Origin of the sequence: Shewanella spartinae (assembly GCF_019457555.1) — a bacterium.
Taxonomy (GTDB): Bacteria; Pseudomonadota; Gammaproteobacteria; order Enterobacterales; family Shewanellaceae; genus Shewanella; species Shewanella loihica.
The window spans coordinates 3,102,966-3,120,342 of the sequence record NZ_CP080418.1; the positions used below are offsets into that span (position 1 = coordinate 3,102,966).

General features: G+C 56.9%; 12 protein-coding genes. 3 read left to right on the forward strand and 9 right to left on the reverse strand.

Annotated features, from left to right (window positions below; all coding sequences use genetic code 11):
- Nucleotides 1-18 precede the first annotated feature (18 nt).
- The 6 genes from K0I31_RS13565 to K0I31_RS13590 all read right to left on the reverse strand — a co-directional run bounded on the left by K0I31_RS13565 (nt 19) and on the right by K0I31_RS13590 (nt 7,334).
- A complete protein-coding gene (locus tag K0I31_RS13565) occupies nt 19-1,263 on the reverse strand; it encodes an ABC transporter substrate-binding protein (protein WP_011866404.1) in 1,245 nt (414 codons plus the stop codon).
- Between the two features lie 123 nt (nt 1,264-1,386).
- On the reverse strand, nt 1,387-2,460 hold the full coding sequence (locus K0I31_RS13570; protein ID WP_011866405.1) for a branched-chain amino acid ABC transporter permease: 1,074 nt from the start codon (nt 2,458-2,460) through the stop codon (nt 1,387-1,389).
- A 60-nt stretch (nt 2,461-2,520) separates the two neighbouring features.
- On the reverse strand, nt 2,521-3,414 hold the full coding sequence (locus K0I31_RS13575) for a branched-chain amino acid ABC transporter permease (RefSeq protein ID WP_011866406.1): 894 nt from the start codon (nt 3,412-3,414) through the stop codon (nt 2,521-2,523).
- Nucleotides 3,411-5,378, reverse strand: a complete 1,968-nt coding sequence (locus tag K0I31_RS13580) for a long-chain fatty acid--CoA ligase (RefSeq protein ID WP_220078728.1) — start codon at nt 5,376-5,378, stop codon at nt 3,411-3,413. The genes K0I31_RS13575 and K0I31_RS13580 overlap by 4 nt, the downstream gene beginning before the upstream one ends.
- Nucleotides 5,378-6,175 (reverse strand): ABC transporter ATP-binding protein, encoded by a 798-nt coding sequence (locus K0I31_RS13585; RefSeq protein ID WP_011866408.1) that lies wholly within the window; start codon nt 6,173-6,175, stop codon nt 5,378-5,380. The genes K0I31_RS13580 and K0I31_RS13585 overlap by 1 nt, the downstream gene beginning before the upstream one ends.
- A gap of 118 nt (nt 6,176-6,293) precedes the next feature.
- Entirely contained in the window at nt 6,294-7,334 is a 1,041-nt protein-coding gene (locus tag K0I31_RS13590; protein WP_011866409.1) for a DcaP family trimeric outer membrane transporter, read from the reverse strand.
- Nucleotides 7,335-7,591: 257 nt separating this feature from the next.
- On the opposite strand from K0I31_RS13590, the gene K0I31_RS13595 reads away from it, so the two are divergent.
- Nucleotides 7,592-11,092: a PAS-domain containing protein gene (locus K0I31_RS13595; protein ID WP_220078729.1), complete on the forward strand. Its 3,501-nt coding sequence runs from the start codon at nt 7,592-7,594 to the stop codon at nt 11,090-11,092.
- Nucleotides 11,093-11,171: 79 nt separating this feature from the next.
- Here K0I31_RS13595 and K0I31_RS13600 read toward each other — a convergent pair whose 3' ends face one another.
- On the reverse strand, nt 11,172-11,840 hold the full coding sequence (locus tag K0I31_RS13600) for a response regulator transcription factor (RefSeq protein WP_144200326.1): 669 nt from the start codon (nt 11,838-11,840) through the stop codon (nt 11,172-11,174).
- 501 nt (nt 11,841-12,341) lie between these two features.
- Here K0I31_RS13600 and K0I31_RS13605 point away from each other — a divergent pair.
- Nucleotides 12,342-13,466, forward strand: coding sequence for a patatin-like phospholipase family protein (locus tag K0I31_RS13605; protein ID WP_011866412.1), 1,125 nt, complete (start codon nt 12,342-12,344; stop codon nt 13,464-13,466).
- Between the two features lie 38 nt (nt 13,467-13,504).
- On the opposite strand, the gene K0I31_RS13610 is transcribed toward K0I31_RS13605, so the two are convergent.
- Both K0I31_RS13610 and K0I31_RS13615 read right to left on the reverse strand, forming a co-directional pair.
- On the reverse strand, nt 13,505-14,218 hold the full coding sequence (locus K0I31_RS13610) for an SGNH/GDSL hydrolase family protein (RefSeq protein ID WP_220078730.1): 714 nt from the start codon (nt 14,216-14,218) through the stop codon (nt 13,505-13,507).
- Between the two features lie 25 nt (nt 14,219-14,243).
- Nucleotides 14,244-16,193: a monovalent cation:proton antiporter family protein gene (locus K0I31_RS13615; protein ID WP_011866414.1), complete on the reverse strand. Its 1,950-nt coding sequence runs from the start codon at nt 16,191-16,193 to the stop codon at nt 14,244-14,246.
- Nucleotides 16,194-16,450: 257 nt separating this feature from the next.
- Between K0I31_RS13615 and dgcS the strand changes: the two genes are divergently transcribed.
- Nucleotides 16,451-17,326, forward strand: a complete 876-nt coding sequence (gene dgcS / locus K0I31_RS13620) for a diguanylate cyclase DgcS (protein ID WP_220078731.1) — start codon at nt 16,451-16,453, stop codon at nt 17,324-17,326.
- The last annotated feature ends 51 nt before the right edge of the window (nt 17,327-17,377 follow it).

The following is a 17,377-nucleotide window of genomic DNA, read 5'->3' on the forward strand; positions in this document are numbered from 1 at the left end:
CGGCGCAGGGAAAAGAGATTAGTAGCCTAACCAGTCGACGCGGCGCTCGAGGGTCACCTGACTGACCTTCTCGACCTTGATGTCACCATGGTTAAAGTTACCCTTGTAGATGTTGACCTGGTTGATACCGCGGTGATCTTCCGGCGTCCAGGTGGCGGCCAGGCAGACGCCCTCTAGCCCCTTAGGCACCCAGTCTTTGTGCACATACATGCCCTTCTTGACGTTCTCGCCTGTGATGCCGCCGTGCGCCTTGGCCCACTCCATCGACTCCTTCATGAAGTAGGTCGAGCAGACGCCGCGAATATAGTGGTGCAGACGTTCCTCTTTACCCGTGCTGTCAGACATCTTAGAGATCTCGCGCACCAGTTTCATGCCCGGCACATCGTCGGTCCAGAACGGCGTCATGGTCGGGAAGATGTAGTTCTTCACCCCTTCACCGGCGGCCTTGAACACCAACTTATCGCCGCCCCAGATGTTAGACATGAACTGGATATCGGTACCGACAGTATCGCAAGACTTGATCAGCGACTGCACCGAGCCCCCCAGGTTGCCGATATAACCATAGTTGGTGCCAGAGCTCTTGAGGCTCAAACACTGGGCCTTAAAGTCACCCGGCTTCATGGAGATCACCACGGATGGCTGCACATCGAAACCCAGCTCGGTGGCGTACTCGGCGCAGGCCTCTTTAGGCGCGTTAGGGAAAGGATGGTTGGCGCCGATATGGGTAAACTTAGGCTTGCCCTGTCCGCCCTTGGCCTTCCAATCTTCCGCCGCCCACTGCACCAGGCCGCGACAGGCGTCAGAGTAAGACGCGCCGTAGAAGAAGTTATAAGGCGCCGGCTTGGTGGTATTCGGGTTCTTGCCCTGAGGGTCGGTCAAATGGCCAGAGTAAGAGGCCGAGAAGATAGGCGTCTTATCCTTGGCGGCAAAAGAGATCAGCGCCTCGGTATCGGCCGTGCCCCAACCCTGCATGGCCACCATGTTCTTGCGCGACAGCCACTTCTTGTATGAGGCGATCGCCTGAGGCACCTTGTAGGCATAGTCTATGGTCTCATATTCCAGCTTAGTGCCGTCGATGCCGCCATGGGCATTGATATAGGCCAGGGCATCACGCACACCGTCGGCGTATGGCTTACCCACGAAGGCCGTGGGACCAGACATGTCGGCCAGATGGCCAACAAAAACCGTGTCTTCGGCCTGGGCAGCGCCCGAGGCGAAAGCGAAACAAGCAAGCGTGGTGCTAAGTAATATTTTTTTAGTCATCGTTATCTTCCTTCAACATGATCCAGATAGATTGAATGCGGTTAACGCAGCGCTACAGCCAGGATCAACGCTCATTGCTATTCAAACTGTGTCGGTTTTACATCAATTTCATTAGCCCTCGACTTAATAGGCGAAGGGGTAACACTTCCAATAGTTCTTAATCTGTCCCCAGCGATGGGCCAGTCCCTCGGGTTCGAAGATGAGGAACAGGATAATCACCAGGCCGATAGCCATCTCCTTGATGTAGGCCAGGCCGTCGGTGACCATAGGCAGGTTGCCGTAGTCGGTATACTTCATCAGCCCCACCATGCCCTCTAACACCTCGGGCAGCAGCACCATGAAGACCACGCCCATCAGGGTGCCCTTGATAGAGCCCAGACCGCCGATGATCACCATGGCCAGGAACTGAATCGACATTAAGATGGTGAAGCCCTCGGAGGAGACATACCCCAGGTAGTGGGCATACAGGGCGCCACCTATGCCGGCGTAGAAAGAGGAGATGCCGAAGGACAACAAACGATACTTGTTGAGCTTGACCCCCATGATCTCGGCCGACAGATAATGGTCACGCACCGCCACGAAGGCACGGCCGTCACGGCTACGCATCAGGTTGCAACCCCAGATATACATGAACACCAGGGCAAACAGGGCGATGAAGTAGAAGCTCATGTCGGTGTCGAAGTCGAAACCGAACAGGCTCACGGGCGCCGCCATGGCCCCAGACGAACCACCCGAAAACCACTCGGCGCGGCCGAAGAAATCTTGAATGATGAACTGGGCCGCCAGGGTAGCGATGGCCAAATAGAGCCCCTTGATCCTTGCCGCCGGCATGCCGAACATCATGCCCACGCCCATGGTGAGAAAGCCCGCCAGCGGAATACAAAACACCACAGGGATGTTAAAGCTGGTGTTGAGCCAGGCCGAGGCGAAGGCGCCGAAGCCGAAGAAGGCGCCGTGGCCAAGGGATATCTGCCCGGTAAAGCCCACCAGGATATTCAGCCCCAGGGCGGCGATGCCTAAGTATGAGATCTGAATAAACAGGGTCAGAAAATAGCCATCGAGTACCAGGGGCGCGGCGCAGGCCAGCGCGATCACCAGACAGGTCACCAGGCGTATGGTCTTGGTTTCAAAAATCGTGTTGTCAGCCTTATAGCTGGTGCGAAAATCCCCGCACGGGCGCATCGCTAAACTAGACATAGAAAACTCCTTGAACTGCAATAGGGTCGAACGCAATTAGCTGTGTCATGGCAATGCTCCTTAAATTCGCTCGATATCACGGGTGCCGAACAGGCCGTAGGGCTTGAACCAGAGGATCACCAGCAAGACATAGAAAGGCGCGATGTCGTACATGTTGCCGATATGCAGCCACTGGCTGTCGAAGAACTCGGCGATGTTTTCCAGCACGCCTATCACCACGCCGCCGACGATGGCGCCGACGATGGAGTCCAGCCCGCCCAGGATCACCGCGGGGAACACCTTGATGCCTATAGTGGAGAGCGAATCAGACACACCGTTGACCATGCCGATCACCACGCCTGCGGTGGCCGATACTGTGGCGGCGATGCCCCAGCTCATGGCAAACACCTGCTTGACCGAGATCCCCAGGCTCTGGGCCACCTGCTGGTCAAACGCCGTGGCGCGCATCGCCAGACCGTGCTTGGAGTACTTAAAGAAGAGGAAGAAGGCCGCCATGATGAGTATCGCGATCACAGTACTCATCAAATAAGCCAGCTCTATGTTCAGGCCGAAGATGGCGATGGACTGAGTGTCGAACACCTGAGGATAGCTCTGGGGCGACACGCCGAAGATCCACTTGGTCAGCGACTGGAAGAAGATAGACAGGCCAATAGTTACCATGATCACCGAGATGATCGGCTCGCCTATCATGGGGCGCAGCACTATCATCTGTAAGAGCACGCCAAACACCGCCATGAAACAGAGGGTGAAAAGGAAGCCGACGAAAAACGGCAGCTGGAAATAAGTCAAAAACGCCCAGCAGACCCAAGCCCCCACCAGCAGAAACTCCCCCTGAGCAAAGTTAACGATCTGGGTCGACTTGTACACCAGCACGAAACACATGCCCACCACGCCATACAGCAGGCCGACGATCAGGCCGTTGATAATTAATTGAATTAAGAGTTCAAAATTCATGATGCTCTCCTTTGACTCGCCTCGCCCTCAATGGACTGACGCGGGGCGATCACGGTCGCCACCTTGACTTGAGTTTGGATGCGCGACTTAGTGCCATCCTGGAAGGTGATCACTGTGTCGATATCCACATGGGACTGGTCGCCATAGATGGCCTCGATGATCTCGCCATACTTGTCGGCTATCACCCCACGTCTCACCTTACGGGTACGGGTCAGCTCGCCGTCATCGGCGTCCAGCTCCTTGTAAAGTAAGATAAACTTGTTGATCTTCTGCGCATCTGGCAGTGTCTCGTTCACCCGCTCCACCTCGACCTGTAGCTGCTGATACACCTCGGGCAGGCTAGACAGGTTGGTGTAGTTGGTGAAGGCCAGTCCCTGCTGCTCGGCCCACTTGGAGACGATACTGAAACGGATACAGAGGATGGCCGACAGATAGGGCTTGTCCTTACCTAAGATCACCGCCTCACCGATGAAGGAGGAGAACTTAAGCTTGTTCTCGATATATTGCGGCGAGTACTGAATGCCCTGGCTGGTTTTGGCCAGATCTTTGATGCGGTCGATCACCACCAGGTGACCCGAGGGCTTGAAGTAACCGGCATCCCCCGTGTGCATCCAGCCATCTTTGACATCTTCATCATAGGCCGCCTGATCGCCCAGATAGCCGTTGAACATGCCCACGGTTCTGGCGATCACCTCGCCCACCCCTTCGCTGTCTGTGTTGATCACCTTAAGCTCGGCGGTATCGAAGGCCACACCGACAGTGTCGTAGTCCACGTCATGTTCGTCATGTATGGTGTAGGCGCCGCACATCTCGGTCTGGCCATAGAGCTGACGCAGCGGCACGCCTATCGCTTGGAAGAACTTGAAGGTATCCGGCCCCATGGCCGCGCCGCCGGTGGCCGCCGACTTGAGGAAGGAAAACCCTAGGCGGTCGCGCAGCGCCTTCATCAAGATGATGTCGGCCAGCTTAGAGCGTCTGCCCTCGGCTAGGCGCTGCTCGGCGCGCTTCATGGCAAAGTCGAACAGCTTCTGCTTGAGCGGGGTCGAGTCCATCATGCGCGCCTTCACATCGGCGAGGATCCCTTCCCATACTCTCGGGGCCAGCAACACGAAGCTTGGGCCTATCTCGCGCAGATCCGCCATCATGGTTTCCTGCTCTTCGACGAAGTTGACGATCTGACGGGCGATGAGCGCCTGGCCCACGGCGTAGACCTGCTCCATGATCCAAGGCAGCGGCAACACGGAGACATAGTTGTCCCCCGGCGCGCGGGGATCGGCTCTGAGATAAGAGCAGCAATGGTCGATAAACTTGCTGCCCTGCAGCAAGACAATCTTAGGCTTAGAGGTGGTACCCGAGGTGGTACAGTAGATGGCGATGTTCTCGGCCTTGCCCGCATCCACCAGGTTGTCGTAGTGGCGCGGCTGGGTGTTATCCACCTCCTGGCCGAGACGATAGATCTCCTCGACGCTGATAAGACGTGGGTCGTCATACTTGCGCATGCCGCGAGGGTCACAATAGACGATATATTTCACCGAAGGGATGCTGTCGCCTAGCTCCAGCAGCTTGTCGCACTGCTCTTCATCTTCAGCGACGATCACCAGGGCCTCGCTGCGATTGAGCAGATAGGCCACCTCTTCGTGCAGCGAGTCTTGATAGATCCCCAAGGAAAAACAGGCCAGCGCATGGGCTGCCACTTCGCCCCAGACCCACTCGGGACGGTTCTCGCCCAGCAGGGCTATGGTGCTGTGTGATTTGATGCCCAGGTGGTCGAAGGCCAGCGCCATCCACTTCACCCGGTTGTGATAATCTTGCCAGCTGAATTCGGTCCAGATGCCGAACTCCTTCTCGCGCATGGCAATCTCTTTACCCCAGTTGGCCGCATTGTGGCGCAGGATCTTGGGAAAGGTATCGAGTGAGCCCATGTCGAAGGCCCGCGCCATCGACGCATTATTTACCTGAGTCATTAGCCAACCTCTTGTAATTGCTCGTCATCTTCTAGGCCAAGATAGGCCTGTCTCACGTGCTCGTCGGCCATCACCGCTTCGGGCAGGCCTGAGATCAATTTCTTACCGAAATCGAGCACCATCACCTCATGGGAGATATCCATCACCACCCCCATGTCGTGTTCAATCATCACCACGGTAATGCCGAACTCTTCGTTGAGATCCAGGATATAGCGGGCCATATCCTCCTTCTCCTCCAGGTTCATCCCCGCCATCGGCTCGTCGAGCAGAATAAGCTTAGGGTTGAGCGCCATGGCGCGGGCCAACTCGACCCGCTTGCGCAGGCCGTAAGAGAGGGTGCCGGCGATGGATTTACGCACATGGGAGATGTCGAGAAAGTCGATGATCTCCTCCACCTGACGGCGATGGGCCAGCTCCTCTTTCTGCGCCGGAGAGGCCCAGTACAGGGGGCCGGTGAGCCAGTTGTTTTTCATCAGGTGATGACGACCCACCATGATGTTGTCCAGCACCGACATGTGGCCAAACAGGGCCAGGTTTTGAAAGGTACGGCCTATGCCGAGATCGGCACGGGCATTGGGTCTGAGATGGGTGACATCCTGATTATCGAAATGAATTGTCCCCTTCTGCGGACGGTAGCGACCCGAGATGCTGTTGAGCATCGAGGTCTTGCCCGCCCCGTTGGGACCGATAATCGAAAACACGGCGCCGCGCTCGACCTCAAAGCTCACATCGGTCAGGGCCTTTACCCCACCAAATGCGAGCGAGATCTGATCGACAGTTAAAATGGTATCTTTCACAACCCTACTCCTTTAAACGGCTCTGCCTGGGTGTCTCGGCGGTGAGTGCCAGGGGCTTGGCCCCTGGCGAAACTAAACGGGTAAAAAAAGTGGGGAGGAGGCCCTCCCCCAAGAGCACTTACAAGGCGTAACGCATTGAGAACTGTGCGTAGTTAGAATCGACCTTCTGGTCGTCCAGGGCGAAGTTACCCACTTCGATACCCACGGCCAGTGCCGGTGTCAGGTTCTGGAACAGGTTGACGCTCCACTGGCTGCGATCGGCATCTGACTTGTCGGTCTCTATGCGACCATAGAGGAAGGTGCTGCGCAGGGTGTCTGTCCAGTAGTGGCGGTAGGCGGCGAGGTATGAGGTGCTGGTTTCCACCTCTTCGCCGATAAGATCTTTAGTCACCCCCAGGCCCACGTAGCGGCCCACTTCCCCTTGATGGAACTGGAAGCGCAGGTCATCTTTGCCGAAGGTGTTGATGCGACCGGCAATCGAGCCACCGAAGGCGGTCTCGCTGTTGCCGCCCAGGGTGTTGAGCCTGCGACCCAGCGCCGAGATGGAGACGTTACCCCAGTCGCCCTTGAAGTTATAACGGGCTACCACATCCGGCAGATCGTCGTTGGCGGTATCGCCGCCGTCACTCTCAGGGTTCTCGATAGAGACCTGGAAGCCGCCCATGTCGTAGCGGATCTGGCCCTGACGCACGAAGGCCAGACCGACCGTGGCACCGGCGAAGTCGGCGGTTTCCGGGATGGCGCTGGTGTTCATGAAAGTGGTCCAGGTCTGACCCACGGTTAAGTCTTTGTACTTGATGAAGGCGTGACGCAGACGTGGATGGGCCGAGTTAGACACCACCTGGTTGCCGCCACCGCCGAGGAAATCCATCTCGATGAAACCCATCACGTCGCCGTGAACATACTTGGTATTGAAACGAGACTCGTTGGCGAAGATACGGAACTGTGACGCGCTCTCTTCGAGCGGCGTGCCGGTACCGATCCAGAAGTCGCGATAGGCGACATCGCCATTAACATAGCGGGCATCGACCTTGAGGTAGCCGCCGAAAGACAGCTTGCCGTCGTCGCCGACGTTAAAGTCATAACCTGCCATGGCAGAACTGGCCATCAGACCGAGTGAAGTTGCGAGTGTGAGTTTTTTTATTGTTGATGTGAGCATCTTGATTATCCCCTTTTGTGGTTGCCTCCAAGATGGAGAAATGCCTCCTTGGCCTCAATTGGGAATAGGTAGTAATGCAGCGGTAGTAGGCCATAGGGCGCAATACCCGAGGATTAGGCAGTAAGCACTAATACTTAAGTCGATGGCCGTAAATGCCGACTTTCACCTTAACTGTGATATGTTGGCTTGAATAACAAAATAAAAGGAGCGAGCCTTGATGGCGAGATAAGCTCCTGAAAAGATAGGATAAGTGACAGATGTTCCCAAACTGGCTATTGGTTGCCATCAGCATCAGCTATATCGGCCTGCTGTTTTTAATGGCATTTCTGGGTGACAAGTACCGAGGCAAGTGGTTTGCCGGGCAGCACACCGTCATCTACTCCCTCTCCCTTGGGGTCTACTGTACCTCCTGGGGCTTTCTCGGCACCGCCGGACAGGCCGCCAATAACTCCTTCGCCTATCTGCCGGTTTATATCGCGCCTATCTTGCTGTTTATCTTCGCTTGGCCCTTTATCCAGCGGGTGATCCGGGTTTGTCTCAAGCTCAACATCACCTCGATTGCCGATCTGCTGGCGGCCCGTTTCGGCAAATCGCCCTTGCTGGCGGTGGTAGTCACCTTCGTCGCCCTGTTCGGCACCCTGCCCTATATCGCGTTGCAGCAGAAGGCGATCGTCAACTCCTATGAGATCTTGCGGCAAGATCACCTGCTCTCCTCCTGGCAGTTGGGCCTGGTGGTGAGTCTGATCCTCGCCGGTTTCACCATAGTCTTCGGGGTGCGCGCCATTGATGTGACCGAGCGCCATCCGGGGATGATGCTAGCCATCGCCTTCGAGTCCTTTGTGAAGCTTATCGCCTATCTCACCATAGGCATCTTCGTCTCCTTCTTCCTGTTCGACTCGCCCATGGATATCTGGCGCCAGGCGACGGAGATAAAGCCCCTAGAGGCGGAGTTTAACTACCCCAACTTCATCTCGCTGTTTGGCCTGTTGATTATCGTGATGTCGGCATTTCTCTGTCTGCCGAGGCAGTTCCAGGTGTTGATCGTCGAGCTGAAATCACAGAAGCATGTGCTCTGGAGCCGCTGGACCTTCCCCCTCTATGTGCTGGTGTTTGCCTTCTTCGCCACGCCATTGGGTCAGGCGGGTAATATCCTCTACGGCGACTCGCTACAGAGCGACGCCTATGTGCTGTTTCTGCCCGTCTTCAGCGGCGATATCTGGCTGGGGCTGTTTAGTTTTCTCGGCGCCATCTCGGCGGCCAGCTCTATGGTGATCATCTCCACCATCGCCCTGAGTACCATGCTGAGTAACGAGATCGTCTTCCCGACCCTATTTAAGATCAACAATATACAGAGCAATGACTTCCACAAGTTCCGCTCGCACCTGCTTAATATCCGCAAGGCGCTGGTACTGCTGGTGATCTTCATGAGCTATGGCATGTTCCTCATCGCCCCGCCCGACACACTGGCCTCCCTGGGTGAGGTAGCCTTCGGCGCCATCGCCCAGATAGGCCCTGCGCTGTTTGCCGCCTTCCTCTGGCGCCGGGTCACGCTGATCGGCGTATTGGTTGGGATCTCCAGCGGCTTCGCCCTCTGGCTGGTGCTGAACCTGTTGCCGCAGCTGGGTCTCTACGGTCACCCCTTCGCCGGCAGCGGTTATTCGATGACCACTATGGCAACTCTGGTGGGTCTGTTTGTCAACGTGATGGCCATCTGGCTGGTCTCCTCCTTTACCCGCCAGAGCGTGCACGAGCAGATGCAGATAGGTCACTTCATTGAGCGCCCAGAGCTGGACAAGGCGCTGCCCGAGGTGCCCAAGCATGTGAACCCGACCGAGCTTGAGCTACTGGTGGCCCGTTTCGTGGGTAAGGACAAGGCCGCCCAGGGCTTCTACTCCTTCTTCTCCTGTCAGCCCCAGCCAATTCTGGACAAGAACGCCCACAATCAGGCACTGATCTTCTTTACCGAAAACATGCTCGCCAGCGTCATGGGCTCTGCCTCGGCGCGCCTGGTGCTCTCCTGCGCCCTCCATGGCCGCGACATCGCCATCGAGGATGTGGCCCAACTGGTAGAGGAGGCCTCCAGCCATCGCAAGGAGTTCAGTCGCAGCGTGCTGCACAGCGCCATCGAGAACGCCAGCGAAGGGATCTCGGTTATCGACAAAGACCTCAACCTGGTGGCCTGGAACCAGCAATACCTCAGCCTGTTTAACTACCCGGACGACCTTGTCTACATCGGCTGCCCGGTGCGCCAGCTGATCGAGTACAACCTCAAGTTCGGCAAGGGCTATATCCCCAACCTGGATGAACAGGTGGAGCGGCGCCTCAACTTCCTGCGCCAGGGGAGCCGCCACGCCACAGAGCGAATCCAACCCGACGGCAAGACGATTCGCATTCAGGGCAACCCCATACCCGGTGGCGGCTTCGTGATGATCTTCTCCGACATCAGCATGTACCGCGAGGCCGAGAAACTACTGAAAGAGAAAAATTTAGACTTGGAGGCCAGGGTGTTTGAACGCACCAAGCGACTCGAGCAGGCCAACCTGCAGCTGGCCAAGTCCAACGAAGAGCTGGCCGAGGCGCTACAGAAGGTAGAACAGGCGCACCAGAAGAAGAGCCAGTATCTCAAGGCCTGTAGCCATGATCTGCTGCAGCCGCTGTCGGCGGCGCGCCTCTTCTCCTCCGCCTTCGTCCAGGGCGGGCAGCTGTCCAACAAACAGAAACAGCAGATAGGCTATATCGACAACGCCCTGCAGGTGGCCAACGAGCTGCTGCTGGATCTCAACGAGGTGTCACGCATCGAGGGTGGCACGGTAGTGCCCGAGATCACAGAGTTTGCCCTGCAGGAGGTGCTCGACTCCCTGGTGGAGGAGTTTAGCGCCATGGCCAGCACCACACAGGCTGAGTTTAAGTGCATCAAGACCAAGCTCTGGGTGCGCAGCGACAAGGTGCTGCTCAGACGCATACTGCAGAACCTGATCAGCAACGCGTTTCGTTACGCCGGCGGCGGGCGCATATTGCTGGGTTGTCGCCGCCACGGTGACACCATCGCCATCCAAGTGGTGGACGACGGCCCCGGGATCCCCGCCGATAAGCAGGCGGTGATCTTCGAGCAATTTACCCGTCTGCAGCACTCGGGCCACGAGGGCGTTAACGGCCTGGGACTTGGGCTGAATATCGCCCAGGGGCTGGCGGAGCTGATGCAGCATCGGCTTACCCTGTCATCACAGGTTAATCAGGGCAGTATCTTCAGCCTGCGCCTAAATGTCGCCCAGCCAAAGCTTATAGAGGAGCAGAGCAGCCAGCCGGATATTCTTACCCTCAACGGCGTCAAGGTGCTGTGCGTCGATGACGACCCCAACGTGCTGGCTGGCATGGAGGAGCTATTGAAGGGCTGGAAGTGTCAGGTGCATACCGCCTCCTCGGCGCAGCAGGCCAAGGCCTGTGTCAGCCAGTTTTCCAGCAAGATAGACATAGTGCTGATGGACTATCAGCTGGATAACAACCTAAACGGCCTGGATCTCATGGCCGAGCTACAGGCCCTCTCCAGCCGCCCCATTCCGGCGATTCTGATCACCGCCACCATAGACGAGGAGGTGGTGCAGCGCACCAAGGCGTTGGGTTATGGCTATCTGCGTAAGATCATCAAGCCCATCGCCCTGCGCGCCGTGATGAGCGCCACCCTGGCCAACAGCCTGCACAACAACTATTCGGCCCAGCCGAGCCCCCACTTTAATCTGGTGGACCCGCTGACCGATTAAAAGCAAACGCCCCGCTGCGGACATAAACCGCTGCGGGGCGTTTTTTATTAAATATGGGAAACCTGTCAGCCTGAAACGACTAGACCTCTTCTACCTCGGCGGTCAGCGGCGTCTTGTCCAGATAGAGCTGGCTCATGGCGATCACCGCCTGAGTGCGGGTATGTACCCCAAGCTTGAGGAAGATGGCGCTGGCGTGGGCCTTAATAGTAGCCTCTGACAGACCCAACTCATAGGCGATCTGCTTATTGAGCAGGCCGTCGGCAAACATCATCAGGATCTTATGCTGACGCGGCGACAGACTGGCTATCTTACTGCTCATGCTGTCCAGGGTCACAGCGCTGAGATCCTCACACCCCGGCGGCATCCACTGGCGGCCGGCCATCACGGCATTGATCGCCTTAACCATCTGCTCGACCGGCGAGGACTTGGGAATAAAGCCCGCCGCGCCGAAGGACATCGCCTTGCCCACAGTGACTTTATCTTCCTGGCCGGAGATCACCACTATCCCTATGTGGGGATAGCTGTTACGAATATTGACTAAGGTGTTGAATCCATGCGCATTGGGAATGTTCAGATCCAATAAGAGCAGGTCTGCATCCTGATGCTGGGTTAAGATCTCATCCAGTGCCGTCACCGTTTCCGCCTCAAACAGCATAGGCTGATCGAACTGAGTGGTTAGGGTGTTTACGAGTGCTTGCCGAAACAGTGGATGATCATCAGCTATTATTATTTTTAGTGGCTGTAACATGCTTGATCCCTCATATGTACTCATTTCCAGTCTACGCGAACCTTAGAGATTATCAAACAGGCCCAAAACCCATGGTCGAGGGACAGCTTGTCAGTTAACATTTACATTACAAGTAGATAGCGGCATTGTGACGCCAAAAGCGGCCACAGAGGCTTGAGTCAATATAGACTTATTATCTAGGTCATCACCCTATTATTTGTGCTAGAGATGGCGTATTGAGGCCTTATCGCAGCTTGTTAATCCCAAAAGGCCCTAGAAGCTGCGCCGTAGGGGCGAGAAAATCATCCAGGGACACTGGCTTGAACATGGCTCACGGCTCACATATTCTAATCAATATCGGCCTTGGCCATTGTAAGCGAGACAGCGCTAAGGGACGTTACCAACAGCCGGACATAGCTAACTTGGCAAGACATATATAAATGACAGACTGGTCAAGGCCAGCACAATCACAAGACTTGCCGCCAGGCGCGACACAATAGAATTCATTCAGAGGGAACTCAGTTGCCAGATAAGACAGCATTGGTATTAGGGGGCGGCGGTGCGCGCGCCGCTTACCAGGTCGGGGTACTCAAGGCGATAGTTCAGTTCTATCCCCGTAACCACGGCGTGCCCTTTAAGATCATCTGCGGCACCTCTGCCGGCGCCATCAACGGCACCTCTATTGCGACCCATGCCTCCTGTTTTCATTTAGGGGTACGTAAGCTCGAGTGGGTCTGGCGCCACTTTAGCACCCACAAGGTCTACCGCTCCTCTTTTGGCGGCATCTTTTCCCACCTGGCGCAGATGGCGCTGATGGGGCTGCAGGATGTGAAGATCAACACCGAAGCCGGCAGCCTGTTCGACAACCAGCCCCTGAGAAACCTGCTGAACAACCTTATTAACTTCGAGCGGATCGACCGCAATATCGCCAACGGCGCCCTGCATGCCCTGAGCGTAGATACCTCCTGCTACAACTCGTCGCGCTCGGTGAGCTTCTTTCAGGCCGCCAAGGAGATTGATGAGTGGAACCGCGCCCGCCGTGGCGGCCAGCGCACTCATCTGCATACCGAACATCTGCTGGCCAGCGCCGCCATCCCCCTGGTGTTTCCCTCGGTGAAGCTCAATCGCGGCTATTATGGTGACGGCTCTGTGCATCAGCTGGCGCCCCTGAGCAGCCCAATTCATCTGGGGGCGGAGAAGATCATGGTGATCAACCTGGAGAGCCCCCATAAGCAGGTGCATAAGGAGTTCGAGCATCATCCCAAGACGGCGACCATAGCCGGTCACCTGCTCGATACTATCTTCTCCGATACGTTAAACAGCGATCTCGAGCGTCTACAGCGGATCAACAGCACACTCAATCTGATCCCCAAGGAGCGCAGACATGAGGCGTCGCTCAAGACCATAGACACACTTGTGATTAAACCCAGCGAAGACCTTAGCCTTATCGCCGCCCAACACTATCAGGATATGCCAATGGCGGTGAAGGCCCTGCTGCGGCTAATCGGCATCAACCAGCAATCTGACTCGAGTATCGTCTCCTACCTGCTGTTCGAGCAGTCTTATTGCAGCGCACTGATCAACCTGGGTTATCAGGATGCCATGTGTCAAATAGATGAGATCAAGGCCTTCTTCAATATCCGCTAAAGACTCTCAAAAGGCGTTAACTAGACTGGACGGGTCGACTATAAGGTGACAGCCCCGCGGCGGGCGAGGATCGCCTGACTGGCGCATTCCGCCCACAGACGATAGCTGGCCGCACTGGGGTGAAAGCCATCGCTGGCCAGGGCTTCTGGCGTCAGAGGCAGCATGAGGGGCAGAAGCTGACAGGCCCCTTGGCCCTGGCAAAACTGCTCTAGTGCCCGATTAAAGCGCGCCTCCCGTCGCCGCAACACACCGGCGAGAGGCTGAGAAAATCTCGGAAAGTCCCCTAGGGGCGGCAGCGGCGTCAGCAGCACCCTTGCGCCGGGTGAGGCCTCAAGTAAGCCGCCTATCAGCGCGCCGGTCGAGGCGAGCCAGCGCTGCACGTCGATGGGCGAGAGCAGATCGTTGACCCCCAAAGAGATAAGAATAACATCGACCCTATTTGGTGCCTGCTGGATAAGCTTGAGCGTCTGGGCCGTGGTCATGCCCGACTTAGCATGTAAGCACCAGTTGAGGCGATAGTGAGGTGCCAGCAGACGAGTGAGCTGACCGCTCAGGGCTTCATCCTGGTGGGTGACGCCGACGCCCGCCGCGGCAGAGTCGCCAAGAATCAGGAGCCTAAGTGGCTTCCCCTCCCCCAGCTCGCCACTGCGCTCACCATCGGGCTCTGGCAGCCTTGGCGTGCGCCACTTGACCCACAGCGCCTGTATCAAGAGCAGCGGAGAGAGCACAATTAACAGGGCTGGTCGTACCATAGCGCTTTTACCCTCTCTTCTCCGGTTAGCCTTGAAGCAGGTAATGCTCGGCCTTCTCGATGCGCCTTGGCTTACCGAGGATGATGAGGATATCCCCGGGGCGAATGAGCCAATCAAGCTCAGGGCTTTCTACCTCGGCGCCGCTGCGGCGCACCGCCCGCAGCTCCACCCTAAGCTTGTCCCAGGGAATGGCCGAGAGCGGCTGGCCCACCACCTGGGCGCCTTTGGGCAGGGCCACGGCGTGCAGCAGTTCCAGAGTAAAGTCTGTCTCCTCACCGGAGAAGAAGCCGTGCAGATATTGATAGTGGTTACGCCGCTCATATTCGAGGCGCTTGAGGATCCGGGTCAGGGGCACGCCGCACTGATAGAGCACTTGAGACACCAACATCAGGCTGCCCTCCAGGGTTTCCGGGATCACCTGACTGGCTCCCGCCTCCTCCAGCGCCTCCATGCCCTCATCGTCGCGGGTCCTCACCAAGATCTTGGCCTCGGGCGCCAGCTGACGGCACAGGGGCAAGACCTCATCGAGGACATGACTGCTGGTAAAGGTCAGCACGATCAGCTTGGCCTGTTTGATCTGCGCCTGCTTGAGGATTGCCCGCTTGGCCACATCGCCAAAATAGACAGGCTCCCCCGCCCGGCGCGCCTCGCTCACCCTGGTGGGGTCCCGGTCGAGCACCAGATAGGGGATCGCCTCGGTCTTCATGAAACGGGCTATGGTCTGCCCCACCCGGCCATAACCTAGAATCAACACCAGGTCGCTACTCTGCTCCGGGATAGGAATAGTCTCGTGGCCGCCCTGCTTAACCGACTTGACCCCGTGCAGGCGCCTTGCGATATCTACGCTGTGACGCACCAGCCAGGGAGCCACCGCCATCGAGAGCACGGCCACCATCACCAGCTTAGTACTGACGGTGATCTCCAGCAGCTGATAGTTGACCGCCAGCGCCAGCACCACGAAGCTGAACTCCCCCACCTGCGCCAAGCTGATGGCAGTAGCCACAGAGGTGCGAAACGACTCCTTGGCCGCCCTGAGCAGGCCAAAGACGATCAAGGCCTTGGCGATGATCACCGCCACCACCAGCAGCAGTACCTGCCACCAGAAGGTGATCACCAGGCTAAAGTCGAGCAGCATGCCGATAGAGATGAAGAAGAGTCCCATCAAGAGATCCCTGAAGGGGCGAATATCTGCCTCCAGCTGGCGTTTGTATTGGCTCTCCCCCAGCAGCATACCGGCGATAAAGGCGCCCAGCGCCATGGAGAGCCCCAGCCACTGGGTCAGGGCGCCTGTGACCAGCGCCACCACCAGGGTAGAGAGCACAAATAGCTCGTTGGAGCGCGAGCGCGCCACCTCATCAAACACCTTAGGCAGCGCCCACTTACCCACGGCCATCAGGGCGATGAAGGCTAATACCCCCTCCCCCATGGCGAGCAAGATCTGGTGCCAGCTCAGCATCTCGCCATCTGAGGCCAGCAGGGGCATGAGGATCAACAGGGGCACCACGGCCAGATCCTGAAACAGCAAGACACTCACAGACAGCTCACCGTGGCGCCGCCTGAGCCAGCCACGCTCGTTGAGCAGCTTGAGTACGATGGCAGTAGAGGAGAGAGCGATGGCCGAGCCCACCACGATGGACTCACTCAGGTTAAGCCCCAGTAGCATGCTGATGCACATGGTGAGGACGGCGGTGACAAACACCTGGGCGCTACCCAGGCCAAATACGGTGCGGCGCATGGCCCACAGCCTGGGCAGCGAGAATTCAAGACCTAGAGAGAACATCAGCAGTACTACCCCCAGCTCGGCCACCGAGTGGATCTGCTGCTGAGTGAACCAGTTGAACACAGAAGGGCCGCTGATCACCCCGGTGATCAGATAGGCCAGGATAGCCGGCAGGCCCGCCCGCCTAAAGAGGGCGATCGCCACTATGGCCATCATCAACATCAACAGGATCTTAATCAGTATGCTGTGTTCCATTACCGCTGCGCGCTCCTCTGCCTGCCCTCAAATACGCTCTTCCCAAAACTGTGTGCCCAAAACGGTGTGCCCAAATGGGCCTGGACACGAACTCTAGCGTCAAGTTTCTTGCCCGAGTCAAAATACTGTCACCGACTAAGCCCCCCTTCCCCAGACTAACTCAATGACATATATAGACAAACTCATCATTTAGTATTAGGCACGTTTTTTGCTTTATATAACCTATCTCGGGTCCGTTACATTGTGGAGTAAAGATTATGGACTTTGCCTTAGCGACAGAATTTTCGTTTGACGAATATCGCTATCAGCCAGATCACCATCACAATACAGTCGGTGCGCCTAATTTGGTCACCGTCATGCAGCAGCTGCATGAGAGCCTAGATCCACGGACGGTATTTGCCTGCTACGGCAAACTCATGGGACAACACTTGCCAGTGCAGGGGATCACCCTGTGCTATAAAGAGTATCAGCTAAGCTGGGGCGGTGAGCAAGGTTTACTAATAAAACAAAACCTTAGCCATGATGGGGTGAGCATTAGTATCGCCTATCGTCTATCGGCGCCGCTGATCAAGCCACAGACAGAGCTGCTATATCAGTTGCAGTCACTGCTGCTGAGTCCCTTGGTAAACGCCATCGCCTACCAGCAGATGGCGAGACAGGCGATGCATGACTCACTCACCCATCTGGGCAACCGCCGCTACTATGAGCAGAGCCTCAAGCAGGTTCTGGCCCGCGCTCAACGCCATGGGGATGCGATCACCTTAGTGGTGCTGGATCTCGATAACTTCAAGAGCCTGAATGACAAGTATGGCCACCTGGTGGGCGATGAGGTGCTGAGTCAATTCGGCCACACCCTAGAGCAGGCGATTCGCGACAGCGACCAGGCGTTTCGTATCGGCGGTGATGAGTTTACCCTGCTGATCGAAGGCGATACCCAGGCGGCCAGCGTGCTGTGTGAGCGGATCCTCGCCATGATGGAAGGCGATAGCCTGCTGACCAAGTTTCAGGTGCAGACCAGCATGGGCCTTGCCCAGTGGCAGCTTGGCAATGACGCTGAGACCCTATACCTCAGGGCCGACAAGGCCCTCTACCGCGCCAAGGCGGCCGGACGTCGCTGCTACCGCGTCGATTAGAGTGGCATCCGAGTCAAAGACGAGATCGAGTGAAGATTAAAAGGACTTTAG